This is a genomic window from Streptomyces sp. NPDC048671 (assembly GCF_055587045.1).
The window spans coordinates 827,940-852,003 of the sequence record NZ_JBVJHB010000001.1 but is presented as its reverse complement, the minus strand read 5'-3'; the positions used below and the strand labels follow the sequence as shown (position 1 = coordinate 852,003).

At 72.0% G+C, this 24,064-nt stretch carries 19 protein-coding genes; 9 read left to right on the top strand and 10 right to left on the bottom strand.

Features of this window, described 5'->3' with window-relative positions; genetic code table 11:
* Positions 1 to 1,032: 1,032 nt before the first annotated feature.
* Positions 1,033 to 1,884: a phytanoyl-CoA dioxygenase family protein gene (locus ACZ6S6_RS03920; protein ID WP_469703684.1), complete on the bottom strand. Its 852-nt coding sequence runs from the start codon at positions 1,882 to 1,884 to the stop codon at positions 1,033 to 1,035.
* 110 nt (positions 1,885 to 1,994) lie between these two features.
* Between ACZ6S6_RS03920 and ACZ6S6_RS03915 the strand changes: the two genes are divergently transcribed.
* Entirely contained in the window at positions 1,995 to 3,011 is a 1,017-nt protein-coding gene (locus ACZ6S6_RS03915) for a LacI family DNA-binding transcriptional regulator (RefSeq protein ID WP_469703682.1), read from the top strand.
* 160 nt (positions 3,012 to 3,171) lie between these two features.
* A complete protein-coding gene (locus ACZ6S6_RS03910; RefSeq protein ID WP_469703680.1) occupies positions 3,172 to 4,464 on the top strand; it encodes an MFS transporter in 1,293 nt (430 codons plus the stop codon).
* A 122-nt stretch (positions 4,465 to 4,586) separates the two neighbouring features.
* Here ACZ6S6_RS03910 and ACZ6S6_RS03905 read toward each other — a convergent pair whose 3' ends face one another.
* The 3 genes from ACZ6S6_RS03905 to ACZ6S6_RS03895 are packed head-to-tail and all read right to left on the bottom strand — an operon-like array spanning position 4,587 to position 8,297.
* Positions 4,587 to 5,384 carry a VOC family protein gene (locus ACZ6S6_RS03905; RefSeq protein WP_469703678.1) on the bottom strand — a complete coding sequence of 266 codons (798 nt, stop codon included), beginning with the start codon at positions 5,382 to 5,384 and terminating at the stop codon, positions 4,587 to 4,589.
* A gap of 50 nt (positions 5,385 to 5,434) precedes the next feature.
* Positions 5,435 to 6,838 (bottom strand): carboxyl transferase domain-containing protein, encoded by a 1,404-nt coding sequence (locus tag ACZ6S6_RS03900; RefSeq protein WP_469703675.1) that lies wholly within the window; start codon positions 6,836 to 6,838, stop codon positions 5,435 to 5,437.
* Positions 6,831 to 8,297 (bottom strand): acyl-CoA synthetase, encoded by a 1,467-nt coding sequence (locus ACZ6S6_RS03895; protein WP_362964511.1) that lies wholly within the window; start codon positions 8,295 to 8,297, stop codon positions 6,831 to 6,833. Before ACZ6S6_RS03895 ends, ACZ6S6_RS03900 begins: the two co-directional genes overlap by 8 nt.
* 485 nt (positions 8,298 to 8,782) lie before the next feature.
* On the opposite strand from ACZ6S6_RS03895, the gene ACZ6S6_RS03890 reads away from it, so the two are divergent.
* From ACZ6S6_RS03890 to ACZ6S6_RS03880, 3 genes are all read left to right on the top strand, one after another.
* Positions 8,783 to 11,245, top strand: coding sequence for a PQQ-dependent sugar dehydrogenase (locus tag ACZ6S6_RS03890; RefSeq protein WP_469703673.1), 2,463 nt, complete (start codon positions 8,783 to 8,785; stop codon positions 11,243 to 11,245).
* Between the two features lie 7 nt (positions 11,246 to 11,252).
* Positions 11,253 to 13,427, top strand: coding sequence for a glycoside hydrolase family 99 protein (locus ACZ6S6_RS03885; RefSeq protein WP_469703670.1), 2,175 nt, complete (start codon positions 11,253 to 11,255; stop codon positions 13,425 to 13,427).
* Positions 13,428 to 13,545: 118 nt separating this feature from the next.
* On the top strand, positions 13,546 to 13,977 hold the full coding sequence (locus ACZ6S6_RS03880; protein ID WP_362964505.1) for an Lrp/AsnC family transcriptional regulator: 432 nt from the start codon (positions 13,546 to 13,548) through the stop codon (positions 13,975 to 13,977).
* On the opposite strand, the gene ACZ6S6_RS03875 is transcribed toward ACZ6S6_RS03880, so the two are convergent.
* From ACZ6S6_RS03875 to ACZ6S6_RS03865, 3 genes are all read right to left on the bottom strand, one after another.
* Positions 13,955 to 15,538 (bottom strand): GAF domain-containing protein, encoded by a 1,584-nt coding sequence (locus ACZ6S6_RS03875; protein ID WP_362964503.1) that lies wholly within the window; start codon positions 15,536 to 15,538, stop codon positions 13,955 to 13,957. The two genes, ACZ6S6_RS03880 and ACZ6S6_RS03875, sit on opposite strands and share 23 nt — an antisense overlap.
* Positions 15,539 to 15,559: 21 nt before the next feature.
* Positions 15,560 to 16,597, bottom strand: coding sequence for a rod shape-determining protein (locus ACZ6S6_RS03870; protein WP_362964501.1), 1,038 nt, complete (start codon positions 16,595 to 16,597; stop codon positions 15,560 to 15,562).
* A gap of 148 nt (positions 16,598 to 16,745) precedes the next feature.
* Positions 16,746 to 17,312: a hypothetical protein gene (locus ACZ6S6_RS03865; RefSeq protein ID WP_362964498.1), complete on the bottom strand. Its 567-nt coding sequence runs from the start codon at positions 17,310 to 17,312 to the stop codon at positions 16,746 to 16,748.
* 78 nt (positions 17,313 to 17,390) lie between these two features.
* Between ACZ6S6_RS03865 and ACZ6S6_RS03860 the strand changes: the two genes are divergently transcribed.
* Positions 17,391 to 18,236: an SCO2400 family protein gene (locus ACZ6S6_RS03860; protein WP_469703665.1), complete on the top strand. Its 846-nt coding sequence runs from the start codon at positions 17,391 to 17,393 to the stop codon at positions 18,234 to 18,236.
* A 14-nt stretch (positions 18,237 to 18,250) separates the two neighbouring features.
* On the opposite strand, the gene ACZ6S6_RS03855 is transcribed toward ACZ6S6_RS03860, so the two are convergent.
* Complete coding sequence (locus ACZ6S6_RS03855) at positions 18,251 to 18,700, bottom strand: MarR family winged helix-turn-helix transcriptional regulator (protein WP_469703663.1); 450 nt, start codon at positions 18,698 to 18,700, stop codon at positions 18,251 to 18,253.
* Positions 18,701 to 18,871: 171 nt separating this feature from the next.
* Between ACZ6S6_RS03855 and ACZ6S6_RS03850 the strand changes: the two genes are divergently transcribed.
* The 3 genes from ACZ6S6_RS03850 (at position 18,872) to ACZ6S6_RS03840 (ending at position 21,327) form a co-directional block, all read left to right on the top strand.
* Entirely contained in the window at positions 18,872 to 19,891 is a 1,020-nt protein-coding gene (locus tag ACZ6S6_RS03850; protein ID WP_362958535.1) for an NADP-dependent oxidoreductase, read from the top strand.
* An 89-nt stretch (positions 19,892 to 19,980) separates the two neighbouring features.
* On the top strand, positions 19,981 to 20,409 hold the full coding sequence (locus ACZ6S6_RS03845) for an organic hydroperoxide resistance protein (protein ID WP_469703660.1): 429 nt from the start codon (positions 19,981 to 19,983) through the stop codon (positions 20,407 to 20,409).
* Positions 20,410 to 20,514: 105 nt separating this feature from the next.
* Positions 20,515 to 21,327, top strand: a complete 813-nt coding sequence (locus tag ACZ6S6_RS03840) for an EI24 domain-containing protein (protein WP_469703658.1) — start codon at positions 20,515 to 20,517, stop codon at positions 21,325 to 21,327.
* Between the two features lie 3 nt (positions 21,328 to 21,330).
* On the opposite strand, the gene ACZ6S6_RS03835 is transcribed toward ACZ6S6_RS03840, so the two are convergent.
* Together ACZ6S6_RS03835 and ACZ6S6_RS03830 are read right to left on the bottom strand one after the other, a co-directional pair.
* Positions 21,331 to 23,271, bottom strand: coding sequence for a flavin monoamine oxidase family protein (locus tag ACZ6S6_RS03835; protein ID WP_469703655.1), 1,941 nt, complete (start codon positions 23,269 to 23,271; stop codon positions 21,331 to 21,333).
* Between the two features lie 133 nt (positions 23,272 to 23,404).
* Positions 23,405 to 24,061, bottom strand: coding sequence for a TetR/AcrR family transcriptional regulator (locus tag ACZ6S6_RS03830; protein WP_362958545.1), 657 nt, complete (start codon positions 24,059 to 24,061; stop codon positions 23,405 to 23,407).
* Between the last annotated feature and the right edge of the window lie 3 nt (positions 24,062 to 24,064).

Below are 24,064 nucleotides of genomic sequence, written 5' to 3'. Positions count from 1 at the left end.
TCTAGTATCCGCAATATCCGCAGCATACGCAATAAATAAAACACGGCTGGGTCGAACGTAGGGAGCTGCCGCCGGCCCCCGCCCCCGCAAGCGGCCGTGCGGAGGCTCACTTCCGCTCCTGCTGGGATGGCCCGCTGGTCCAGGCCAGGATCGCCCCGGCTGCTTCGTTGACCCTGCGGCCGCGGGATGTTCTGGCGCACGGTCAGCTATTTCTGTCCGGTTTTCATCGTGCCCGGGTCGTGGTGCTGGGTCCGGCGTACGGCTGAGGCCCAGGCCGATGGGTATGACCGACCCCGCCCGATGCTTCCGCCGTGCGGTCTTCTGCTACGTAGGGTAACCAAGCGCACCGTGATCAATGGTGAGGGTGGAGGCTCACGAATCCTGTTGCAGCGCAGGGTGGTCCGCGGCCCTGGGTGCCGAGCTCCCAGCGCTCTTCGGGGGTGGCGGTTGTGCTGGGTGGAGGGAAATTGGTGTGGCGGACACCTAATCGATCCCCCTTCGGGCCGGATCGAGGAGGACGCAGCCGGATGGAAACGGGTGATTATGTCCGTTTTTTCGGCATCGCCGCAGGTGAGAGGCGTCACGTGAATGGGTTCGAGTCCCACCCGCCCCACCACAGCAGAAACGTTGTGACCAGTGGGAGCGCCGTTGCGACGCTAGCCGGGTCACGGCATGAGCCGCGCGAACGCCACAACGCCACAGCGACTCGCCGCAGGCTCCTTCGGATGGCTCACGGCATGGCCGGTGAACGCCTGAGCGGTGGCCCCCTCCCGCACCGTGATGTGGCGGACTGGTGGCTCCCGAACGGGGCGGACCCGGCGCGAGGCCTTCGACGGCGAAGCGGTGGCGGCTTCGCGGCGTCCATGGGCCACGGCGAGGCGCCCTGGCAGCAGTGCGCCGGAGATGACGCCGGTGCCGTAGCCGAAGAGCAGACCGCCCAAGGCGGCCAGGGCCGGAACCGCTCGGACCGCGGCCGGAACTCTCGGCCGGCCGCTCTCCGCTCGCTCCGTCTGCCGTACCCGGGTGGTCAGTTCAGGCGTCGCCCATGACCAGACCCTCAATGGTGTGCTTCTGCGTCACCGGCTCCAGCACGTCGACGACCGCGCAGTCGAGGTGACGCCGGACGCGGTCAGGAAGTGCTTCCCAGTAGGCGCGGGTCACGGCGGTGTCGTGCCGGTCGCCGTTGGCGGCTTCGGGGCCGTCGACTCCCAGGACGAGCACCGGACGGGACTTCGAGGAGTTGTTCTTGGTGCCGCGGTGGATGGTGAGCGCGGTGCGGGAGGAAATGTCCCCGCGCCGGGGAAACTTGAGCACGGCGCGCTCCTCGTAGCGCGAGTAGTGCGAGCGAGGCGGGAACATGCCGTGCCCGAACTCCGGGCTGTCGTCCCACTGGGTGCCCGGCGCGATCTCGAAGGGGCCCATATCCTCCTCGGTGTCCACCGCGGTCACGTTGAAGGCCAGAGAAGTCAGCCGTCGCTCGGCGCGGGTCTCCCGCGGCATGGGGAAGTCCCGGTGCCAGGGCTGGTTGACGGCACCTTCGAACGGTACGTCGAAGCCCAGCTCGACGATGCGGTAGTCGGGGCCGAGCGCGGCGGTACAGACCGACCGCACCCACGGGTGGTCGACAAGGTCCACGAATCCGTGCAGCTGCTCGGGATGTATCTCGACGTAGTAGCGGTGCGGGCCACGTCCGACAGCGCCCCCGGGGCGCGCGAACGCTTCGTTGAAGGCCACCTCGATGTCCTCGCGGAGCCGGTCGGCCCACTCGGGGGAGAAGGCGCCCCTACGGGCTGTGATGCCGTCCGAGTACAGAGCCGCGACGTCGGACGACACATCGACGTCGAGGTTGGCCAACGTGACTCCGGGGTACAGGTGCGGGCTCATGCGTCCTCCTTGCGATGGGGTCACCCGCTATGTTGCATCGTTGATTTCAACGTTGCAATACCTTCTCGCGAGTTTCATCCGGACCTGGCGCCGCATGCCACGATGGGCGAATGAGCAGCAGTCTGAAGGACGTGGCGGCCCGTGCCGGTGTCTCGGCGCGCACCGTGTCGAACGTAGTCAACGGATCCGCCCGGGTCGCGGCGCAGACGCGCCGGCGAGTGCAGGAAGCGATCGATGAGCTGGGGTATCGCCCGAACCTCGCGGCTCGCAGCCTGCGGGCCGGCCGCACCGGGATCATCGGTCTGGCCATCCCGGAGTTCCACTCGCCCTACTTCGGAGAGCTCGCCGGACTGCTGGTCGATGAAGCGCGTCGCCGCTCATGGACCGTGATCATCGAGCAGACGCGGGGAAACGCCGAGTTCGAGCGGCGACTGCTGACCGGTGACAGCGGCCGGGTCATGGACGGGTTGATCATAAGTCCCTGGGCCCTGAGCGCAGATGAATTGACCGCGACCGCACACACCTTGCCCATCGTGCTGCTCGGTGAACGCAGTGCCCAGGGCAAGGCGGATCATGTGGCGGTGGACAGTGTCGCCGCGGCCGACGAGGCGGCCACTCACCTGCTGGACCTGGGACGTCGCCGCGTCGCGGCGATCGGACTTCAGCCGCACTTGCGAAACGGCACCGCACAACAGCGTGCTGAGGGCTATCGCAGGGCGCTGCGCCGGGCCGGCATCCCGCCCAGGCCGGAATGGGAGCGGAGCGTGACCTCACTGCACCGGGAGGACGGCGCTCGGGCCATGGCGGATCTACTCGACGGCGACACCGTCCCCGACGCCGTGTTCGCGTTCAGCGACGAACTGGCGCTGGGCGCGATGCACGTGGCGCACCTGAGAGGCGTTCGCATACCGGAGGAGTTGGCCGTCGTCGGATTCGACGACGTCGAGGACGGTCGTTACAGCCACCCAGCCCTGACCACCGTCTCACCCGACAAGCAGCAGATTGCTCAGCGAGCTCTGCAGTGTCTCGCGGACCGCGTCTACAGTCCGCACAACGACGTCCCCGCCGCCACTGTGACGATTCCGCACCGGCTGCTCGTACGTGGAAGCACCGTGCCGGAAGCATGAGCCTTCATGGCGCTCTCTCCATGCCTGGGGCGGGCCGGAAGGCTATGGCCTCCGGGCCACCGGCGGCGCCGCTTGCCGCATTCGGCGCGTGCTCGAAGCGTCCGGGCCTCGGTACGGGTGCCGTGCGCCGGGCCGCCGGGACCGGTCGATACCATCCTCCGTGACCGAATCCCTGACCGAAACAACGGACGAGGCCGATGAGCCCGCCCCTCGATCCCGCATATTCGCCGACCTGACCCCGCTGCGGACCTCCCCCGACTACCGGCGGCTCTGGTTCGGGAACACGGTCTCCTGGGTGGGGCAGGGGATGACGGCGCTCGCCGTCTCGCTCCAGGTGTACGACCTCACCGGGTCCGCCTTCTCCGTCGGGCTGATCGGATTCTGCTCGCTCGTGCCCCTGGTCGTCTTCGGGCTGTACGGCGGTGCCATCGCCGACACCGTCGACCGGCGGAAGCTGGGACTGGCCAGTGCCTTCGGGTCGTTCGTCCTGTCCGTCGGGCTGGTGGCGATCACCGTCGCCGGGGTGGAACGGGTCGGGCCGCTGTACGCGATCGTCGCGCTCCAGGCCGTCTGTTTCGCGCTCAACTCACCGGCCCGCAGTTCGATGATCGCCCGCCTCCTGCCGGCCGAACAGCTGCCCGCCGCCAACGCGCTGAACTCCATGACCAGCACCACGGGCTCGCTCGTCGGGCCGATGCTCGGCGGGCTCATCGTCGGCTGGTGGGGGTACCGGGCCGCGTACGGCATCGACGCCGTCACCTTCACCGCCTCGCTGTACGCGATGTGGCGGCTCCCCTCGATGCTGCCGGACCGGGTGGAGGGCGCCGCCGGCACCGGGAAGCGGGCGTCCGTCATGGACGGGCTGCGGTTCCTGGGCACCAGGCCCAACCTGCGGATGACCTTCTTCACCGACATGTGCGCCATGGTGCTGGCCAGTCCCCGCGCACTGTTCCCCGTCGTGGCCGTCGTCTGGTACGGGGGCGACGCGAAGACCACCGGACTGCTGGTCGCGGCCCCGGCGATGGGGGCGCTGCTGGGCGGGGTGTTCTCCGGCTGGCTGGGGCGGATCCGGCGGCAGGGGCTCGCCGTGCTCCTCGCGGTCGCGGGCTGGGGCACCGCCATCGCGGTGTTCGGGCTGACCCGGCAGCTCTGGCTCGGGCTGATCTTCCTGGCGCTCGCGGGGGCGGCCGACACCACCTCGATGGTCTTCCGTAACACCATGCTCCAGGCCGCCGTGCCGGACGAGATGCGGGGGCGGCTCCAGGGCGTGTTCATCGTCGTCGTCGCGGGCGGCCCCCGGCTCGGCGACTTCCTCGCCGGATCGGTCGCCGATCTCGTCTCGCCCGGCGTGGCCGTGACCGGGGGAGGGATCGCATGCGTGGTCGCCGTGGCGGTGCTGGCCCTGCGGTGGCCCCGGTTCGCGCGGTACGACGCACGCGAACCCGAGGCCTAGGAGTACGACCCGGGGTCTACGTTCGAACCCCGCGCCCGGATCCCGCGCCCGGATCCCGCGCCCGGATCCCGCGCCCGGATCCCGCGCCCGGATCCCGCGCCCGGACCGGGGCCTGCGTCCCGTCAGGCGACGTCCTCGAGCTTCGGCATCTCGCCGCCGGTCGTCGTGCCGTCGATCAGCGAGAACGGTGCGCCCTGCGGGTCGGTCAGCGCCGCGAACCTGCCGAACGGGATGGTCAGCGGGCCGAACCGGAGCTTGGCACCGAGTGCCTTGGCCTTCTCCACGGCCGCGTCGCAGTCCGCGACGGTGAAGTACACGTTCATGTACGGCGGCACCTCCGCAGGGAAGTCCTCCGTCATCTTCATCCGGCCGAGCACCGGGTCCGCACCCAGGTCGTAGAGCGCGAAGTCGACCGCGTCGTCCTCCATGCGCTTCAGCCCGTACCCGAAGACGGCGCGGAAGAAGGGGTCCGCCTTCTCCGGCTCCCGGGTGAAGACCTCGCCCCAGCTGTAGGCACCGGGCACATTGCGCGCACCGAACCCCTCGTGGCTGCCCGCCTGCCAGACCCCGAACGCCGTCCCGCCCGGGTCGCGGGCCAGCACCATCGTGCCGAACTCGCCGACCCGCATGGGTTCCACCAGCACCTCGCCGCCGTGCTCACGGATCTTCGCGGTGGTGGCCGCGGCGTCCGGCGCGGCGAGATACAGGGTCCAGGCGGCCGGTACCTCATGGCCGGGGACGGGCGGCATCAGGGCGGCGACCGCCTTGCCGTCCACGTACGCCTGGGTGTAGTTGCCGAACTCGGGCAGCGAGTCGCCGTAGGTCCAGCCCAGCAGCTCACCGTAGAAGCGTTTCGCACCCGCGATGTCACCGAACGTCGCATCGGCCCAGCACGGAGTGCCCTCTGGTTCTGTGGCCATGACCTGGCCTCTTCTCTTCACTCGAATCACTCGGCGGATTGCCCCCTTTATTACGCTAGCGACCCGTCGCTTCCCGTGCGCGCCGAGCCCGTCCCGGTGCCCGGCGGGCCGGGCCGTACGACGGAGCGGGCGACTCCCAGGTCCACCAGGTCCTGCGGACGCAGCCGCAGCTGGTCCGCCGTGGCGTGCACCTGGTCCGGGGAGCGCTTCAGGATCGCCGCCGCGAGCTCCGGGGCGATGACCGAGAAGTAGCTGTCGGCGGTGACATGGGTGTTGTCCGGTGCGGCCAGGGCCAGCGCGCCGCCCGAACCGCCCTCGCCGATCACCAGGGTCGTGACGGGGACCCGGGCGGCCGCGATCGCCGCGAAGGCGTCGGCGATGGCCGCGCCCGCGCCGGCCCGTTCCGCCTCGGCGTCGTTGGCCGCGCCCGGGGTGTCGACCAGGGTGAGGACCGGGACGCCGAGCCGGTCGGCCAGCCTGATCACCCGGGCCGCCGTGCGGTAGCCCGCCGGGCGGGTCGCGGTGCCGCACTGGGCGACGTACGCGACGGGCCGCCCCTCGCGCAGCCCGAATCCGCAGAGCAGCCCGGGGTCCGTGCCCCCGCAGCGGTCCCCGTGGAGCGGGAGCCGCATCCCGAAGTAGGCGTCCAGATACGCCTCGGCGCGTGGCCGCGACGCGGACCGGGCCCGGACCACGGCATCCCAGCCGGTCAGCGGGAGCCCGGTCACGGAGAGCGCGGCGGGCACCGGCGCGGGTTCGGGCGCGGGCTCCGGCGCGGGGTCGCGGTGGGCGAGCGCCCGCAGCCAGTGGCCCAGGGTGGCGGCCAGTTCATCCGGCGGGACGATCGCGTCGATCTGGCCGGCCGCCAACTGGCCCTCGGCGGTGTACGCGAGGGGGTCGGCGCCGGGCGGCCGTACCCGGGAACCGGCGAACCCGACCTGGACCCCCGGCAGCGCCAGGATCACATCGGCGCCCGCGCCCAGGGTCGCCCAGCCGCCGCCGGTCGTCGGATCGCGCAGGACCGCGAGCTGCGCCGGACCGGCCGCCCGCAGCAGCGCCGACGCACGGGCCACCCGGTGCAGCTGGGTGAGCGCGATCATGCCCTCCTGCATCCGGCTGCCGCCCGTGGCGATCAGCGAGACGAGGGGGAGCCGCCGGGTCACGGCCTCCTCGTACGCCGCCTCCAGCCGGTCCCCGGTGCGCTGCCCGAGCGAGCCGCCGAGGAAGCCGAACTCGAACGAGACCAGGACGCAGCGGCGGCCGCCGAGGGTGGCGAGGCCGTGCACGACGGACTCCCGCTCACCGGTGCGTGCGGTGGCCCGCGCCCGCGAGTCCGCGTATCCCGACCAGCCGAGGGGCCCGTCGGCCTCGGTGTCCTCGCGAGGGGCGGTCGACTCGGTGAAGTCGGCGGTGACGGCGGCGATCGCCGCGCGGGCCGACAGCCGGTCAGCCATGGAGCGACCGCTTCATGATCTTGCCCAGGTCGTTGCGCGGCAGCGCGTCCAGGTAGCGGACGGTGCGCGGCCGCTTGTGCGGGGAGAGCTGGGCCGCGACATGGCCGGCGAGCTCGTCGGCCGGGGGCGGGGAGCCGGGGTCGGCCGGCACCACCCAGGCGACGATGCGTTCGCCCAGGTCCGGGTCGGGTTCGCCGGTGACGGCGGCCTCGCGGACCCCCGGGTGCTCCAGGAGGGCGTTCTCGATCTCACCGGCGCCGATCTTGTAGCCGCCGCTCTTGATCAGGTCGGTGGCCTTGCGGCCGACGATCCGTACGTACCCGTCGGGGTCGAGGGTGGCCATGTCCCCGGTACGGAACCAGCCGTCGGCGGTGAGGGCGGCGGCCGTCGCGTCGGGGCGGTTGAGGTAGCCGGTGAACAGGTTCGGGCCACGCACCTGGATCTCGCCGATGGACGCGGGGTCCGCGAGCGCGCCGCCGTCCTCCTCGACCAGGCGGAGTTCGACGCCGCGCAGCGGGGCGCCGACGGTTCCGGGGCGCGGTTCGCCGTCCGCCCGCACGCCGGTGTTCATGAGCGTCTCCGTCATGCCGTACCGCTCGATGACCCGCCGGCCGGTCGCCGCCGCGATCCGCTCGTGGTCGTGGACCGGCAGCGCGGCCGATCCGGAGACCAGCAGCCGGGCGCCCGCCAGAGCCTTCGCGAGCCCGCCGGACGCGGCGGGGGTGGCAAGCGCTTCCGCGATCCGGTGGTACATCGTCGGCACGCCGAACAGCATCGTGCCGCCCGACTCCAGCTCCCGGGTCACGCCCTCGGTGGAGAACCGGCCGAGATGGCGTACCGAACCGCCCCGCCGCAGCGGGCCGAGGATGCCGAGGATCAGCCCGTGCACGTGGAACAGCGGCAGCGCGTGGACGAGGACGTCGTCGCCGGTCCACTGCCAGGCGTCCTCCAGCGCGTCCAGGGTGGCGGCGACGGCCCGGCGCGGCAGCACCGCGCCCTTGGGCGGGCCGGTGGTGCCGGAGGTGTACACGATCAGGGCCGGGGACTCGGGGGAGGGCTCGGGGAAGGACGAGCCGGAGGCGGTTGCCGGCGTCGCGGGGGCCGTGTCCACGTCCACCCGGGGCAACGCGGCCAGCGCGGGCGGCAGTACGTCACCGGCCGCGGCCAGCACCGTCGAGGGCGCGCTGTCCGCGACGATGTGCGCGAGCTCCCGCTCGCCCGTCTTCGGGTTGAGCGGTACGGCGGGCACCCCCGCCCGCAGCGCGGCGACCACCGCGACCACGGTCTCCGGGGCCGGGGCGGCCCAGACCGCGACCCGGCCGGCACCGGCGATCCGGGCCGCGAGCGCATCCGCGGCGGCGGCCAACTGTGCGTAGGTCAGGGACTGTTCGCCGAACCGGACGGCTTCGCGGGCAGCCGGCGGACCGGCAGGATCCTGGAGTGCAGGCAAAAGTGGCATCACACTGCGAACCCTAGGGCCTGCCGCCAATCTGCCGTCTGCCGTCTGCCGTCTGCCGTCTGCCGTCTGCCGTGCGGCGTCTGGCACGCACGCTCGCGGCGTTGCGGAAATGCCCGAGTAGCTCCGCTACCAGAGCACTCCGGCGCCTTGCGATCGCACGCACCAGACGCCGCACGGCCGCCCTCCGGGCGACGACGGCCAGCTTGACGACAGGCCCTGGACAGGCGAAGCGCTTCCGTCTCCGGAAAGTGTCCCGAACCGGCGCCGGATGGCTGTACGGGGCATCCGGCGGGAATTTGGATACGACCTTGACATATTAATTTTGCGTTGCCAGCATGCAAAAAGTTCACTCCGGTAGGGCATCTCGGCGCGGCAGGCAAGAAAGAACCTGGCTGCACCGCCGCTCGCCCGGCAGCACACGCACGTCGCAAAGCGCGACAGCGCCTTGCCTGACAACCCCACGCACCGTCAGGAAGGAAGCGTTCATGCCTCTGTCCCCACCCCTGTGGTCCAGACTCGTCACCGCACTCACCCTGGTCGCCGCCGGCGGCCTCGCCGCGGGCACCGCTGCGGCCGCGCCCGCGGCCCCCACCGCCGTCCACGCGGCGGCCGACATCCCCGCCGCCGACTACCAGCAGGTCCAACTGGCCCTCGGCGCCGACGAACTGGGCGAGGCCATGTCCCTGGCCGTCCTGCCGGACCGGTCCGTCGTCCACACCGCGCGGGACGGCACGGTCCGGCTCACCGACGCCTCCGGGGCGACGAAGACCGCCGCCAAGCTCAACGTCTACACGCATGACGAGGAAGGGCTGCAGGGCGTCGCCGCCGATCCGGACTTCGCCAACAACCGCTACCTCTACCTCTATTACTCACCCCCTCTGGACACCCCCGCCGGTGACGCCCCCGTCACCGGGACGGCCGCCGACTTCGAACGGTGGAAGGGACACCTCAACCTCTCCCGGTTCACCCTGAAGGCCGACGGGACGCTGGACACCGCCAGCGAGAAGGTCGTCCTCGAAGTCCCCAACGACCGTGGCCAGTGCTGCCACGTCGGCGGTGACATCGACTTCGACGCCGCCGGGAACCTCTACCTGACCACCGGCGACGACACCAACCCGTTCGAGTCCGCCGGCTACGCACCGATCGACGAACGCACCGAGCGCAACCCGCAGTTCGACGCCCAGCGCTCCGCCGGGAACACCAACGACCTGCGCGGCAAGCTGCTGCGGATCAAGCCCACCGCCGCCGGCGGCTACACCGTCCCGGCCGGCAACCTCTTCGCCCCCGGCACCGACCGGACCCGGCCGGAGATCTACGCGATGGGCTTCCGCAACCCGTTCCGGATGTCCGTCGACAAGCCGACCGGCGTCGTCTACATCGGTGACTACGGCCCCGACGCCGGCACCACCGACGCGAACCGGGGCCCCAGCGGCCAGGTCGAGTTCGACCGCGTCACCGGCCCCGGCAACTTCGGCTGGCCCTACTGCACGGGCACCAACACCGCCTCGGAGACGTACAACGAGTACACCTTCCCGGACGGCCCCTCCGGCGCGAAGTACGACTGCGGGGGCGGCCCGGCCAACAACTCCTTCCGCAACACGGGGCAGCCGACGCTGCCCGCCGTACAGCCCGCCTGGATCAGGTACGCGGGTGACGCGGGCTCCCCGCCCGAGTTCGGCGGCGGCTCCGAATCGCCGATGGCCGGTCCCGTCTACCACTACGACGCGGACCTCGACTCGGCCGTGAAGTTCCCCGCCTCGCTCGACGGCCGCTTCTTCGCCGCCGAGTACGGCCGCCAGTGGATCAAGCCGATCGAGGTGAAGGCCGACGGCTCACCCGGGACGATCGACAGCTTCCCGTGGACCGGCACCCAGGTCATGGACTCCGCGTTCGGCCCGGACGGTGCGCTGTACGTCCTGGACTACGGCACCGGCGCCAACAACCAGGCGCTGTACCGCGTCGAGTACCTGGCGGGCAGCAACCGCTCCCCGGTCGCCAAGGCCGCGGCGGACCGGACCTCGGGCCCGACCCCGCTCGACGTCGCCTTCTCGGCGGCCGGCAGCGCGGACCCCGAGGGCGGGGCACTGAGCTACGCCTGGGACTTCGGTGACGGAGCCACCTCCACCGACGCCGATCCGCACCACACCTACACCACCGCCGGGACCTTCCAGCCGACCCTGACCGTCACCGACCCCGAGGGCCTCACCGGCACCGCCAGCCTCGTCGTGACAGCAGGCAACACCGCCCCCACGGTCACCCTGACCACACCCGCTGACGGCGGACTCTTCTCCTTCGGCGACTCCGTGCCCTTCACGGTCACCGTCACCGACCCGGAGGACGGCACCGTCGACTGCGCGAAGGTGAAGGTCACCTATCTGCTCGGCCACGACAGCCACCGCCACCAGATCACCTCGAAGGACGGCTGCTCCGGCACCATCGACGTCCCCGTCGACGGTGAGCACGACAGCGCCGCCAACATCTACGGGGTCTTCGACGCCGAGTACACCGACGCCGGCGGGCTCACCACCCACAGCGCCAACATCCTCCAGCCCCGCCACCGGCAGGCCGAGCACTTCGCGGCCCAGTCCGGCATCGAGACCGCCCAGCACGGGACGGCCGAGGGCGGCACCACCGTCGGCTTCACCGACGACGGCGACTGGATCTCCTTCGAGCCGTACGTCCTGGCCAACGCCACCGGCGTCTCGGCCCGGGTCTCCTCCGCCGGTCCCGGCGGCACGCTGGAGGTGCGCGCGGGTTCCCCCACCGGCACCCTGCTCTCCACCCTGACCGTCCCGCCCACCGGCGACTGGGAGACCTTCACCGATGTCTCGGCGGACGTGAGCAACGCACCCTCGGGCTCCACCGGACTCTTCCTCGTCTTCAAGGGGCCCACGGGCCAGGGGAATCTGTTCGACCTCGACGCCTTCACCTTCGAGACGCAGGGGTGACCCGCTCATGAGACGTCAGCTCTCGCGGCGCGTACGCCATATCGCCTGCGCCGCCGCACTCGCACTCGGAGCCGCGTTCCTGGCTCCCGCCCCGGCCGGCGCAGCCGCGGCGGCCGACCCGTACGACGTGCTCGTCTTCTCCCGGACCGCCGGATTCCGGCACGACTCCATCCCCGCCGGCATCACCGCGATCCAGGAACTGGGCGCGGCCGACGGCTTCGGCGTCACGGCCACCGAGGACGCGAGCGCCTTCACCCCTTCGAGCCTCGCCGGGTACGAGGCGGTCGTCTTCCTCAGCACCACCGGCGACGTCCTGGACACCGCACAGCAGGACGCCCTGTCGGCGTACGTCGACGGCGGCGGCGGATTCGTCGGCGTCCACGCGGCCGCCGACACCGAGTACGACTGGCCGGCGTACGAACACCTCGTCGGCGCCTGGTTCAAGAGCCACCCGGCGATCCAGCAGGCGAAGGTCGTCACCGAGGACCACGCCCACCCGGCGACATCGCACCTCGACGACGTGTGGACCCGGACCGACGAGCTGTACAACTACCGCACCAACCCGCGCGCCGACGTCCATGTCCTCCAGAGCCTCGACGAAAGCAGCTACACCGGCGGCGAGATGGACGGCGACCACCCGATCACCTGGTGCCACCCGCAGCAGCAGGGGCGGTCCTTCTACACCGGCCTCGGCCACACCATCGAGTCGTACAGCGATCCGGACTTCCGCCAACTGCTCCTCGGCGGCATCCAGTACGCGGCCGGCGCGGTGCCGGCCGACTGCGGCTCCGGAACCCCGGACCCCGGTGACGCCCCCGTGGAGGCGGAGTCGTACACCTCCTCCTCCGGCGTGCAGAGCGCCGCGCACGCCGGGGCGGGCGGCGGGGCCACCCTCGGCTACATCGACGACGGCGACTGGGCGGGCTACGCGTCCGTCGAGACGGCCGGGGCCACCTCCTTCACCGCCAGGGTCTCCTCGGCCGGGGCGGGCGGCACCATCGAGGTGCACTCCGGCTCCGCCACCGGACCGCTGCTCGGATCGGTGGACGTCGCCCCGACCGGCGACTGGGAGACCTTCACGGAGGTGACCGGCGCCCTCACCGCCACCGGCTCCGGCCCGCTGTTCCTCCGGTTCACCGGGGGAGCGGGCTCCCTCTTCGACATCGACAGCTTCACCCTGGCCAAGGAGCAGAACACCAAGGCCACGGGCTCCTCCAACGTCCACCTCTTCTACTACCCCTGGTACGGCACCCCGGAGACGAACGGCAGCTGGCGCCACTGGGAGCAGGGCGGCCACACCCCGCCCGACGACATCGGCGCCGACCTCTACCCGAAGCTCGGCCCGTACGACTCCGGTGACGAGGCCGGGGCCGTCGAACAGCACATGAAGTGGATCGAGCAGTCGGGCGCCGGAGTCATCGTCTACAGCTGGTGGGGCCAGGGCGGTTACGAGGACACGCTCGCCCCGAAGGTCCTGGACGCCGCCGCCCGGCACGGGATCAAGGTCGCCTGGCACATCGAACCGTACGGCGACAGGACGGCGGCCTCCGTGGTCGACGACATCGCCTACCTGAACGACAAGTACGGCGACCACCCCGCCTACTACCGGGACGCCGAGCACGGCGACCGCCCGGCGTTCTACGTCTTCGAGAGCCTGAGGATCCAGGACTGGTCGGCCCTGGACGCCGTGAGCGACAGCGCCATCGTCCTCGCCCAGACCACCGACACCACCAAGGTCGCGCACTTCGGCGGGATCTACACCTACGACGGCATCGCCGGTGCCACCGCCCCCGGCTGGCAGCAGGCGGGGGCGTACGCCGAGGCCAACGGCCTGGTCTGGGCGCCATCGGTGGCCCCCGGATACATCGACGACCGGGCCGTGCCCGGCAACACCACACCCACCCTGGGCCGGGAGGACGGCGCCTCCTACGACCTGGAGTGGAGCAACGCCCTGGACCCGGCCATCGGCGGATCGCCCTCCTGGGTCTCCGTCACCTCCTTCAACGAATGGCACGAGGGCAGTCCGATCGAGCCCGCGTCGAGCACCCCGCCCGCCGGACACGGCTACCAGACGTACGAAGGGGCGTACGGAAAGACGGGGGCCGCCGCCGAGACGGCCTACCTCGACCGGACGGCGTACTGGGCGGCACGGTTCGAGCAGCAGCGCACGGCCGCTCGCTGATCAGGTCCACGACGAACGGCGGCGTCCCGGCGGGGACGCCGCCGTTCGTCGTGACCGCGGACGGCCTCGGGCGTTCCGCCGGAAGTCGTAAATGCCCGAAAGCTGAGACAATCGCGGTATGGACCCTCTGGACAGGGAAATCCTCGGCGTTCTCCAGGAGGACGCCCGGCTCTCGTACCGCGATCTGGGCGCACGGGTCGGGCTCAGCGCCAACGCCGCGGCCGACCGGGTGCGGCGGCTGCGCCGGGACGGCGTCATCCGCGGCTTCACCGTGATCGTCGACCCCGCCGCCGACACCCGGACGGGCCTCGTCGTCTTCATCGACGTGACCCTGCGGATGGACACCACCAACGAGGTCTTCGAGCGGGCGGTGCTGACGCTGCCCGGCATCACCGAAGTGGTGCACGTGACGGGCGCGCACGACTATCTCGTACGTGCCACCGCAGCCGACACCGCCTCGCTGGACGCCCTGCTGCGCCGACTCAGGCGGGACGCGGGCGTCGCCCACTCCAACACCAGGGTCGCGCTCAGAGCGGCGCCTGCCAGCTGACGGCCGGCGGGCGCGATCCGTCGCGCTCCCGCCCGTCGTCGCCGACCGTCAGCCGGACCGCGGCCCGCCCGTCCGGCAGCACGGCCGTCACATCGACCTCCACCTCGATCGCCGACACCCCGGCCCGCCGGTGCGCGGCCGCCAGCGCCCCGCGCAGCGCGGCGAGCAGCTGCCCGCCCACCGGCTCCCGCACGAGGGCGTCCACCGCCCCGGTGAAGTGGACCGACGGCTGGAAGCCGAGCACCGCGGCCGCGCCGCGGGTCTCCCGCAGCACCTGACCGCGGAAGGTGGTGGGGGCCTCGGCGGGCGGCTGCTGGAGGGCGAAGATGGTCGTGCGCACCTCCTGGATCGTGGAGTCCAGCTCGTCCACGGCTCTGCCGAGCAGCTCGTCGGTCTCCCCGGTGCCGGCCCGGCGGCGGGTCGACTCCAGCATCATCTCGGTGGCGAACAGCCGCTGGACGACGAGATCGTGCAGATCACGGGCGATCCGGTCCCGGTCCTCGTACACCGCGAGCTGCTCGCGGTCGTGCTGGGCGTCCGCCAGGACCAGCGCGAGCGCGGCCTGCGAGGCGAACTGCGAGGCCAGCAGCCGGTCCACGGCCGTGTACGGGCGGGCGCCGCGCCGCCGGGGCAGGGCGAGGGTGCCGATGAGCCGCCCGCCGCTCTGCAACGGCAGCATCATGCTGGGGCCGAACCGGGACCGTACGTGGGTGGTCATCCGGGGATCGGTCGCCGAGTCCTCCAGGAAGACCGGCTCGCCGCCCAGCAGCTGGACCAGGACCGGGGCGTCGGGCGCGATGGTGGTGCCCACCAGGCCGGCCGGGTCGTCGAGCGTGGACGCGGCGACGATCTCCATCCCGCCCTCCTCGGTCGGCTGGAGGATCACCCCGGCCGCCGCGTCGCTGAGGATCCTGGCCCGTTCCGCCACGGTCATCAGGGCGTCGGCGGCGTTCTCCCCGGTCAGCAGGGTGTTGGTGACCGCGGCCGCGCCCTCGATCCAGCGTTCCCGCTGCCGGGCCGTCTCGTACAGCCGGGCGTTGCCGATCGCGATTCCGGCCTGCGAGGCGAGGACCCGCAGGAGGGCCGCGTCGGTGTCGGTGAAGTGCGCGGTGCTCTTCTCGGTGAGGTAGATGTTCCCGAAGACCTCGTCGTGCACCCGGATCGGGGCGCCGAGGAACGAGTGCATCGCGGGGTGGGCGGGCGGCACGCCGCAGGAGCGCGGGTCGGTGGTGAGGTCGTCGGAGCGCAGCGGCCGCGACTGGTCGATGAGCGCGCCGAGCATGCCCGAGTGGCTGTCCGGGAAGTCGCCGATGGCCTCCCGTTCGGCGTCGCTCAGCCCGGAGACGTACAGTTCGCTGATCTTGCCGCGCTCGGGGTCCAGCACGCCCAGGGCGCCGTAGCGGGCCTCGGTGAGTGCGGTGGCGGTGTCGACGATCTGCTGGAGGGTGGCCCGCAGTTCGAGATCACTGCCGACGCTCAGCACCGCCTCCAGGAGCATCGGCAGCCGGGGCGTCTGCGGGATCCTTCCGCGGGGTGCCGCTTCGCGTGGTTCCTCGGTCATCCGCCGTACGACCCGCGGCACTCAGCAGGAGAGCGGGTCGAGGACCATCGGACGGATCTTGCCGTCCAGCATGGCGCCGAGCCCCAGTACGGAGCAGACGTCGGGCCGCTCGGCGATGTGCACCGGCATGCCGGTCGCGTCGCGCAGCATCTGGTCCAGGCCCGGCAGCAGCGCGCTGCCGCCGACCATCATGATCCCGCAGTCGGCGAGGTCGGCCACCAGATCGGGCGGGCAGTCCCGCAGCACCTTGCCGAGGCCGTCCAGGACCGAGGTCAGCGGGCGGTGGATCGCCTGCCGTACGGCGGCGGTGTCGACCTGCACGGAGCGGGCCAGACCGGTCGCCACGTCCCGGCCGTGGATCTCGGTCACGGCGGGGCCGTGCGGGGTGAGGCCGTTGCCGCTGAGCGCCAGCTGCAAGGGGCGTACGGACTGGCTCGGCAGCATCAGCTCGTGGTACTGGCGCAGATGCTGGATCACCGCGTGGTCGATCGCGTCGCCGCCGATCGGGATGCGTACGGCCGTCACGATCGAGCCGAGCGAGAGCACCGCGATCTGGGTGGTCGCCGCCCCGCACACCATGATCATGGTGGCGGTCGGCTGCTCGACCGGCAGTCCGCAGCCCACGGCCGCGGCGATCAGGGTGTCGACCAGCTCGACGCGACGGGCGCCGAGTCCGACCATGGTCTCGACGGCGGCGCGCTGGGCGAGCGGGTCGCTGTCGTGCGGGGTGCAGGCGGCGGCGCGCAGCCGGGGCTTGCGGCGCAGCTGCCGGCGGAGCTTCTCGCCGAGCAGCTGGCGCAGCATCCGCTGGGCCATCTCGATGTCCACGACGGTTCCGCCGGAGACCGGACGGACCACCCGGATGTAGTCGGGGGTGCGGCCCGTCATCTGTTCGGCGAGCGCGCCGACGGCGATGAGCGATCCGGTACGGGTGTTCACGGCGGCGGCGCTCGGCTCGTCGACGACGAGTCCGAGCCCCTTGACGTACACCCGGGTCCGGGCGGCCCCGAGGTCGACGGCGACATGGCAACGGCGCAACTGATCGAGGCTGACGGTCACGGCGGGTCTCCCGAGAGCTCTGATGGGGGTACCGACGGGCAGCCGGCTCTCTCCGTATCGTGCGCCGGTGGGAGGCGTTGTGCGCGCTGGGATGCGCCGTAGGGGGTACGGAGCTGACGGCTCGTCGGCGGGCGGCCCCGTGGTCCGCTCAGCGGGGGAGCAGCCGTTGGAACAGCCCCCAGGTGAACTCGGCGACGTACGGTTCGCCGGTGACCGGGGCGGTGATCGCGAGCGCCCAGCGGGTCGGCGCGCTGCCCTCCATCGGGCGGGCCGGCGCGAAGGCCCGCGCGACCTCGTCCACGGTGCACGACCAGGGGCGCAGATCCTCGGCCGTGCGCAGGGCGGGGGCGGCCGCGCCGGGGGCCCGCACCAGCCACTCGTTCCACACGGCCCCGCCCGGTCCGGCCATCACCTCGAACCGGAGATCCGGCCAGAGCGGCACCGGCCACAGCAGCGCGTCGCACTCCAGGTCACCGACCGTGCGGCGCAGGGACGACTCGGGTTCGCCGAGCACGGACCGGTAGCGGCGCAACGACCCGCGCCCCCTCGGCGCCCGCAGCATGGCCTGCCAGCGGCGGTTGGCCTCGCGCATCTCGGCGAGCGTGGCGCTCAGTTCGTGCCGGGCGTCCTCGACGAGGCCGGGCTGGTGGTCGGCCATCCGGCGCAAGAGGACAAGCTGGAACTCGCGGGGGCCGAAAGGCGTGGCAGCGGTCATGGAATCCACGCTTCCACACAGGATCCTCACCTGAGCCGCTTTCTCTGTCGTCCGATGGGCATCTAATCTGCGGGCGCCATGGATTACTGCCACCCCTGTCAGCGGCATCTCAACGGCGCCCTGGCCTGTGCCGGATGCGGAACCCCCGCGGAGGCGCTGAGCCACTACGCCGTGCCCGCGTCCCTCCGCCACGAACCGGACGCGCGGGACGAGAAGGCCGCGCCGTCCCGCCCCGGCGGCCGGCGCCGCCGGGAGCGCGCCGCCGCCCGGACGGAGCGCGCCGCCGCCCCGGCAGGGCACGGCGGGCACGGTTCGCGTCGGCCGCGCCGGGGCGAGGAGCCGGAGACCCGGCCGCGCCGGGGCCGCCGGGCCCGCAGCCGTCGCGGCCGTACGGCGCTGCTGGCGCTGCTCGGGGTGGTCCTCGCCGCCGGAGCGCTGAGCCTGGCCGAGCTGGCGGCCGAGCCGGAGGGCGGCGACGGCGCCTCGGACTACGTACGCGAATCGACGTCCGTCACGACCGCGCCCGCCCCGGAGCCCACGGCGAGCGACGCCGCCGCGCCGCCCGGCCCGGTGCGGACTCCCGCGGGCAGCCCCTCGGTGGTCCCGGCCACCGACGCGCACCCCTCGGGCGCCGCCGGTACGGGCGCCCCGCGCCCCGAAGGCGCCACCTCGGCCCCGGCGGCCACCGCGGAGGTGCCCGCCCCGCCGTCCGAGGCGCCCGCCACCCCGTCCGCCGATCCGTCGGAGCCGGACGACGGCACGGGCGGCGGCACGGGCGATGGCACGGGCGGCGACCAGTCGCGGCCCCCGGCCCCCGAGCAGCCCACACCGACCCCGACCCCGACGCCGACGCGTACGCCGACGCCCACTCCGGAGCCGAGCCCTTCCGACTCGGGCGGCTGCTGGTTCCTGTGGTTCTGCTGAGGCTCTAGAGACCTTCAGGGACCCGGGTCCGGGGCCGGCGGGTCCATGCCCAGCATCCGGCGCAGCAGATCCCGCAGCACCGCACGGTCCGCGTCGGAGAGACCGGCCAGCGGCTCGCGGGCGAAGTCGAGCGATTCGCGCAGTTGCCGCGCCGTTCGGGTGCCCTTCTCGGTGGGCGCGGCCAGCTTCACCCGCCGGTCGGCCGGATCGGGGCGACGCTCCACCAGACCGCGCACCTCCAGCCGGTCGACGATGCCGGTCACGTTCGACGGCTCGCACTTGAGCTTCTGCGCGATCCTGCGCATGGGCATCGGTTCCAGGGAGAGGAGCCCGAGGACTCGGGCCTGCGCACCGGTGAGGCTGTGTGCGGCCGCGGCCTCCTCGTACTCCTCGTAGTAGCGCGCCACGACGGTGCCGATGAGCTCGACGACTTCGAGGGTCAGTGGGTCTGTACGAGTGGCCATGGCGCTCAGGATAGCCGGTTACTTGACAACATGAAATATCCAGGCGCATGGTTGTTTCACATGGTGAAGCTTTTCCGCTCCGGCCGGACGGCTTCCCGTACCTCCCCGAGACAGCCCCTGAGACACCCCCCCGAGACACCCGCCCCGAGCCATAGAGGAGACACCGAGCCCATGTCTGCAGCACTTCCCACGTCCAGCCGTGAATGGCACCTCGTAGCCCGTCCGCACGGCTGGCCGAAGGCCGAGGATTTCGCGCTGCGTGAGGCACCGGTCACCGCTCCCGCCGAGGGCCGGGTCCTCGTCCGCAACCTGCACTTCTCGGTCGACCCGTACATGCGCGGCCGGATGAACGACGTGAAGTCGTACGCCCCGCCGTTCAAGCTGGACCACCCCATGGACGGCGGCGCGGTCGGCGAGGTCGTCGCGTCCAACGCCGAGGGGTTCGAGGCCGGCGACCACGTCCTGCACGGCCTCGGCTGGCGCGAGTACGCCGACGTCCCGGCCGAGCACGCCGTGAAGGTCGACGCCTCCCTCGCCCCGCTCTCCGCCTACCTCGGCGTGCTCGGCATGACCGGGCTCACCGCCTACGCGGGCCTCTTCGAGGTCGCCTCCTTCAAGGAGGGCGACGCGGTCTTCGTCTCCGGCGCGGCCGGCGCGGTCGGCAGCCAGGTCGGTCAGCTGGCGAGGCTCAAGGGCGCCTCGCGGGTCATCGGCTCCGCGGGCTCCGACGAGAAGGTCAAGCTGCTGGTCGAGGAGTACGGCTTCGACGCCGCCTTCAACTACAAGGACGGCCCCGTCGCCGAGCAGCTGCGCAAGGCCGCCCCCGACGGCATCGACGTCTACTTCGACAACGTCGGCGGCGAGCACCTCGAAGCCGCGATCTCCTCGTTCAACGTGCACGGCCGCGCGACCATCTGCGGCATGATCGCGCAGTACAACGCGACCGAGCCGACCCCGGCCCCGCGCAACCTCGCCCTCGTCATCGGCAAGCGGCTGCGCCTTCAGGGCATGCTCGTCGGCGATCACGCCGACCTCCAGGGCCAGTTCGTCCAGGAGGTCGCCGGCTGGTTGGCCTCGGGCGAGCTGAAGTACCGCGAGACCGTCGTCGAGGGCATCGAGAACGGCTTCGACGCCTTCCTCGGGCTGCTCCGCGGCGACAACACCGGCAAGATGATCGTTTCCCTCGGCTGATACGGCCGCAGGGGCACCCGTTAGGCTCATCCCAGGCCGTCGCGATCGTGGGCGCGAGTCGCGGCGCATCAGCAGGAGGATCACACGTCATGACCATTCAGGACATCGCCGTCGCGTACACCGCTGTCGCCACCGCCGAGAACGGCCGTGACGGCCGGGTCTCCTCGGACGACGGCAAGCTCGACGTGGTCGTCAACCCGCCGAAGGAAATGGGCGGAAGCGGCGCGGGCACCAACCCGGAGCAGCTCTTCGCGGCCGGCTACAGCGCCTGCTTCCAGGGCGCGCTGGGTGTCGTGGCCCGCCAGGAGAAGGCCGACATCTCCGGCTCCACGGTGACCGCCGCGGTCAGCATCGGCAAGACCGAGGCCGGTGGCTTCGGCCTGGAGGTCGCGATCACGGCGACCATCCCGAACGTCGACAAGGCGACCGCGCAGGCGCTCATCGAGAAGGCCCACCAGGTGTGCCCGTACTCGAACGCCACGCGCGGCAACATCAAGGTCGGGCTGTCGGTCGCCTGACCACGGGCACCACGAGCAGACGGATTCCGGCCCCCTGGGGCTCCGCACACGGAGCCCCAGGGGGCCAGCCCGTGCCGCCGGCCGGCTCGCCGTTACGCTGACGTCATGCGTGATCCAGGGGCGGGTTTCGGCTATTTGATCAAGGGACAGCGCTGGGTCGTCCGGCACGGGCGCTGGCTCGGCATCGGCCTGGTCCCCGGTCTCATCACCCTGGTGGTGTACGCGGGCGCGCTCGTCGGCCTCGGCTACGGGGCCGACGACCTGGCGGCCTGGGCGACCCCCTTCGCCGACGACTGGTCCTCGCCCTGGCTGGGGCTGCTCCGCACCACCCTGACCGTGCTGGTCTTCGCCTTCGGGCTGTTCCTGGCGGTGATCACGTTCACCGCCGTGACACTGCTGGTCGGGCAGCCCTTCTACGAGTCGCTCTCCGAGGAGGTCGACCGGACCGAGGGCGGCGAGGTGCCCGAGTCGGGGCTGCCGCTCTGGCGGGACCTGTGGATCTCCGCCCGGGACAGCGTGCGCATCCTGCTCCGGGTCGCCCTGTACGCCGTGCTGCTCTTCGCCCTCGGATTCGTCCCGGTCGCCGGCCAGAGCGTCGTCCCGCTGATCGGCTTCTGCGTCACCGGCTACTTCCTCGCCGAGGAACTCACCGCCGTCGCGCTCCAGCGCCGCGGCATGGTGCTCAAGGACCGGCTGGTCCTGCTGCGCGGCCGCCGGCTGCTGATCCTCGGCTTCGGCGTGCCGCTGGGCCTGGCCTTCCTGGTCCCGTTCGTCGCCGTGTTCCTGATGCCGGGGGCCGTCGCCGGTGCGACCCTGCTGGCGCGCGAACTGGTGGGAGAGGACGGCGACGCGGCGAACGGCGGAGAGGGCGGGGGAACACCCCTGCCGCCCTCCCCGCCGCACACCGCCGGCGGTTGAGCGTCAGCTCGTGTGCACCTCCAGCGCGGTACGGACCGCCGACTCCAGCGCCCCCTCGATCCAGGCGGGCTTGACCGAGGTGTGGCAGCCCGCGAAGTGCAGCGGACCCTCGGCCGAGCGCACATCGGCGAACAGCTCGGTGTGCTGGCCGGGCAGCAGCACGGACGCCTCGCCGTACGCGTATGTGTCGCGCATCCACGACTGGGTGGCGCCGGCGCCCGTGTAGAAGACCTCGACGCGCTGCCCGTACACGTCCTGCACCCCGCCCAGTGCGTGCGGGTAGCGCTCGTCGTCGTCCAGGGAGTCCCACTTCAGGGCGTCGTCGGCCCAGCTGTACGAGGCGAGGAGGACCCCGCCCTTGCTCTTGCCGGCCGGGTGGGAGGGCTGGTACATGAACCGGTTGGCGTTGTCCGTGACCGATCCGCCGCCGATGACGTGCGCCGCCTCGGGCTGGTCGCGGGCGGTCGCGCGGTACGCCGCGTAGTGCACGCGCTGGTTGGGCGGCAGGTGGCCGGGCGGTACGGAGGGGTGCGCGCCCAGCAGTGAACCGTCGGCCGGCGCCTTGCCGAGCCGGTACGCGTCGTACAGGCCGGGCCGGATGCGGTTCAGCTCGGTCTTCCAGTCCTTCTCCTCGAACTCCCACCAGCGGCGGCTGAATTCGAGCAGCACCTTGGTGGCCGCGTCGTAGTGGATCTCGGTGATCGCGCGCCGCTTGCCGTACGAGAGCGCGGGGGTGACCGGGATGTGGCGCAGTCCGGAGAACGGCACGGTGACGATCGCCCGGTCGCCGGTGAACGTCTCCCGCACGACCTTGCCGTCACGGCCCTCGGACACCGTCTCGACGCGGACGCCGTCGGCCCCGTGGCTGATCCTGGCGGCCCGGCGGTCCAGCCGCACCAGGTCCTTGACCCGTGCGTACATCGCGTCGGCCAGTGTCGCGGTGCCGTCGGGCAGTTCGTAGAACGCGGTGTCCGGGCTGATCAGGGAGGCCCCGATGAAGCTGTGCACAAAGGCGAGATGGAGCCGCGAGGTGAGGTTCTCGACGGTGCCGATGAGGTCGATGGTGCGCTCGTCGAGCTTGGCCGCCTCGGTCAGGAACCGGAACATCGACCAGTGGCCGTAGCGCTGGATGACCCGCGCCCAGCCCTTGACGAGCTCCGAGCCCTCCTTGCCCTCGAACTCCGCGCGCACGGGGGCGAAGGCCTCGCGCACGATCGTCGAGGCCGGCTTGTCCTCGAACTCGGCGGGGACCCCGAAGGAACGGTTCAGCGTCTGCGGCTTCTTCGCGTAGTCCGCCTTGCGGACCCGGACGCCGTTGACCTGGATCCAGGTGTGGTTGGCGGGCCGGCCGGCCCCGTCGACATCGACGAGGTAGAAGCGGCGGCGCTTCAGCTCGAAGCTGTCCATGAGCCCGGTGACGAGCGGGTGGCTGTCGGGGATCCGCATCGCCCCGGCCTCGGCGTACTGCTCCGGGTCGGCGAACGGCGACTTCGCGTTCTCGTGGCCGCCGTTGCGGAAGGTCTTGATGCGGCCGCCGACCCGGTTGCCGTTGGCCTCGATCACGGTGACGGTGTGCCCGGCCTTGCGGAGCAGGTGGGCGGCGGTGAGCCCGGCCGGGCCCGCGCCGACGATCAGCACCTTCTTGGGCGCCTTGCGGCTGCGCGGCAGCCCCTTGGAGAGGAGGACGTCGCGGTAGTGCGGCACCAGCGGCTCGTCGTGCTCGTCGCGTACGAGGATGGCGCGGGCGACGCCCAGGCAGGCGTCCCAGTCGGAACCGGGGGCCGCCGGGGCGGGGGCGGCGGGCGCGGCGAGAGAGCCGGGCGTGGCGGCGTCGGCCGAGGTCATGGCGGTCGCGGCGAGGGCGGTGGCGCCTGCGGCGGCACCGGCGATCATGGTGCGCCTGGAGGGCAGGCCGGAGTTCGGTCCGGCGGGCTTGGAAGTCATTCGGCTCACCCTGGGGGGCGCGAAACGGGGCGCACGTGCACGGACGCGCGTAGACCACCCGAAAATAGCCCGGAAATCACCCGCAGGTGACGCTTAGCGATCTTGTCCTATATCGGTGTAGTCGCAGCTCATGTCACCCGTGGGCGGGATCTCGGTCCGCGTCGGAGGCGTCCGGCCGCGCGGCCTGCGCGGTGTCGGGCCGCAGCAGCCGGATGAAGTCCTGGAACGCGGCGGGCATGTCCACCGCGTCCGGGTCCAGCAGCCACTGGTACTGCAACCCGTCCATCGTCGCGACCAGGAGCGGCGCGGCGCGCTCCGGCGTGAGCCCGCCCGGCAGCCGCTCACCGAACTCGGCGCGCAGCATCGCCGCCATGCTCGCCCGGACCTGGGTGTAGCGGTGGGTGAAGAACTCCCGCGCCGGGTGCTCCTCCGTGACGCTCTCACCGAGCAGCGCCGAGAAGGTCTGGACGACGCCGGGGCGCATCGCGTTGTACTCGACGAGCGAGCCGAGCAGTTCGGTCCGCCAGCCGCCGTCACTGCGGGGACCGCCGCCGGTGTCCCACTGGTCGCGCTCCTCCAGGACGGCGACGAGCATCGCCTCCTTGGTGGGGAAGTAGTGCAGCAGCCCCTGCTGGCTCAGGCCGACCCGCTCCGCGACCGCGCCCAGGGTGGCGCCCCGGTAGCCGCGTTCGGCTATCACCTCCAGGGTGGCGCGGAGAATCTCCGCCCGCCGCTCCACGCTCCTGGCCCGCACCGTCTCCCGGCCCCTTCCAGCCCTCTTCCGGTCCACCTT

Excerpts from the sequence above, each read along its gene's own strand:
- ACZ6S6_RS03920 (WP_469703684.1), bottom strand. The coding sequence starts at position 1,884 with ATGAGCCCGCACCTGTACCCCGGAGTCACGTTGGCCAACCTCGACGTC.
- ACZ6S6_RS03915 (WP_469703682.1), top strand. The coding sequence starts at position 1,995 with ATGAGCAGCAGTCTGAAGGACGTGGCGGCCCGTGCCGGTGTCTCGGCG.
- ACZ6S6_RS03905 (WP_469703678.1), bottom strand. The coding sequence starts at position 5,384 with ATGGCCACAGAACCAGAGGGCACTCCGTGCTGGGCCGATGCGACGTTC.
- ACZ6S6_RS03900 (WP_469703675.1), bottom strand. The coding sequence starts at position 6,838 with ATGGCTGACCGGCTGTCGGCCCGCGCGGCGATCGCCGCCGTCACCGCC.
- ACZ6S6_RS03895 (WP_362964511.1), bottom strand. The coding sequence starts at position 8,297 with ATGCCACTTTTGCCTGCACTCCAGGATCCTGCCGGTCCGCCGGCTGCC.
- ACZ6S6_RS03890 (WP_469703673.1), top strand. The coding sequence starts at position 8,783 with ATGCCTCTGTCCCCACCCCTGTGGTCCAGACTCGTCACCGCACTCACC.
- ACZ6S6_RS03885 (WP_469703670.1), top strand. The coding sequence starts at position 11,253 with ATGAGACGTCAGCTCTCGCGGCGCGTACGCCATATCGCCTGCGCCGCC.
- ACZ6S6_RS03880 (WP_362964505.1), top strand. The coding sequence starts at position 13,546 with ATGGACCCTCTGGACAGGGAAATCCTCGGCGTTCTCCAGGAGGACGCC.
- ACZ6S6_RS03875 (WP_362964503.1), bottom strand. The coding sequence starts at position 15,538 with ATGACCGAGGAACCACGCGAAGCGGCACCCCGCGGAAGGATCCCGCAG.
- ACZ6S6_RS03865 (WP_362964498.1), bottom strand. The coding sequence starts at position 17,312 with ATGACCGCTGCCACGCCTTTCGGCCCCCGCGAGTTCCAGCTTGTCCTC.
- ACZ6S6_RS03860 (WP_469703665.1), top strand. The coding sequence starts at position 17,391 with ATGGATTACTGCCACCCCTGTCAGCGGCATCTCAACGGCGCCCTGGCC.
- ACZ6S6_RS03855 (WP_469703663.1), bottom strand. The coding sequence starts at position 18,700 with ATGGCCACTCGTACAGACCCACTGACCCTCGAAGTCGTCGAGCTCATC.
- ACZ6S6_RS03850 (WP_362958535.1), top strand. The coding sequence starts at position 18,872 with ATGTCTGCAGCACTTCCCACGTCCAGCCGTGAATGGCACCTCGTAGCC.
- ACZ6S6_RS03845 (WP_469703660.1), top strand. The coding sequence starts at position 19,981 with ATGACCATTCAGGACATCGCCGTCGCGTACACCGCTGTCGCCACCGCC.
- ACZ6S6_RS03840 (WP_469703658.1), top strand. The coding sequence starts at position 20,515 with ATGCGTGATCCAGGGGCGGGTTTCGGCTATTTGATCAAGGGACAGCGC.
- ACZ6S6_RS03835 (WP_469703655.1), bottom strand. The coding sequence starts at position 23,271 with ATGACTTCCAAGCCCGCCGGACCGAACTCCGGCCTGCCCTCCAGGCGC.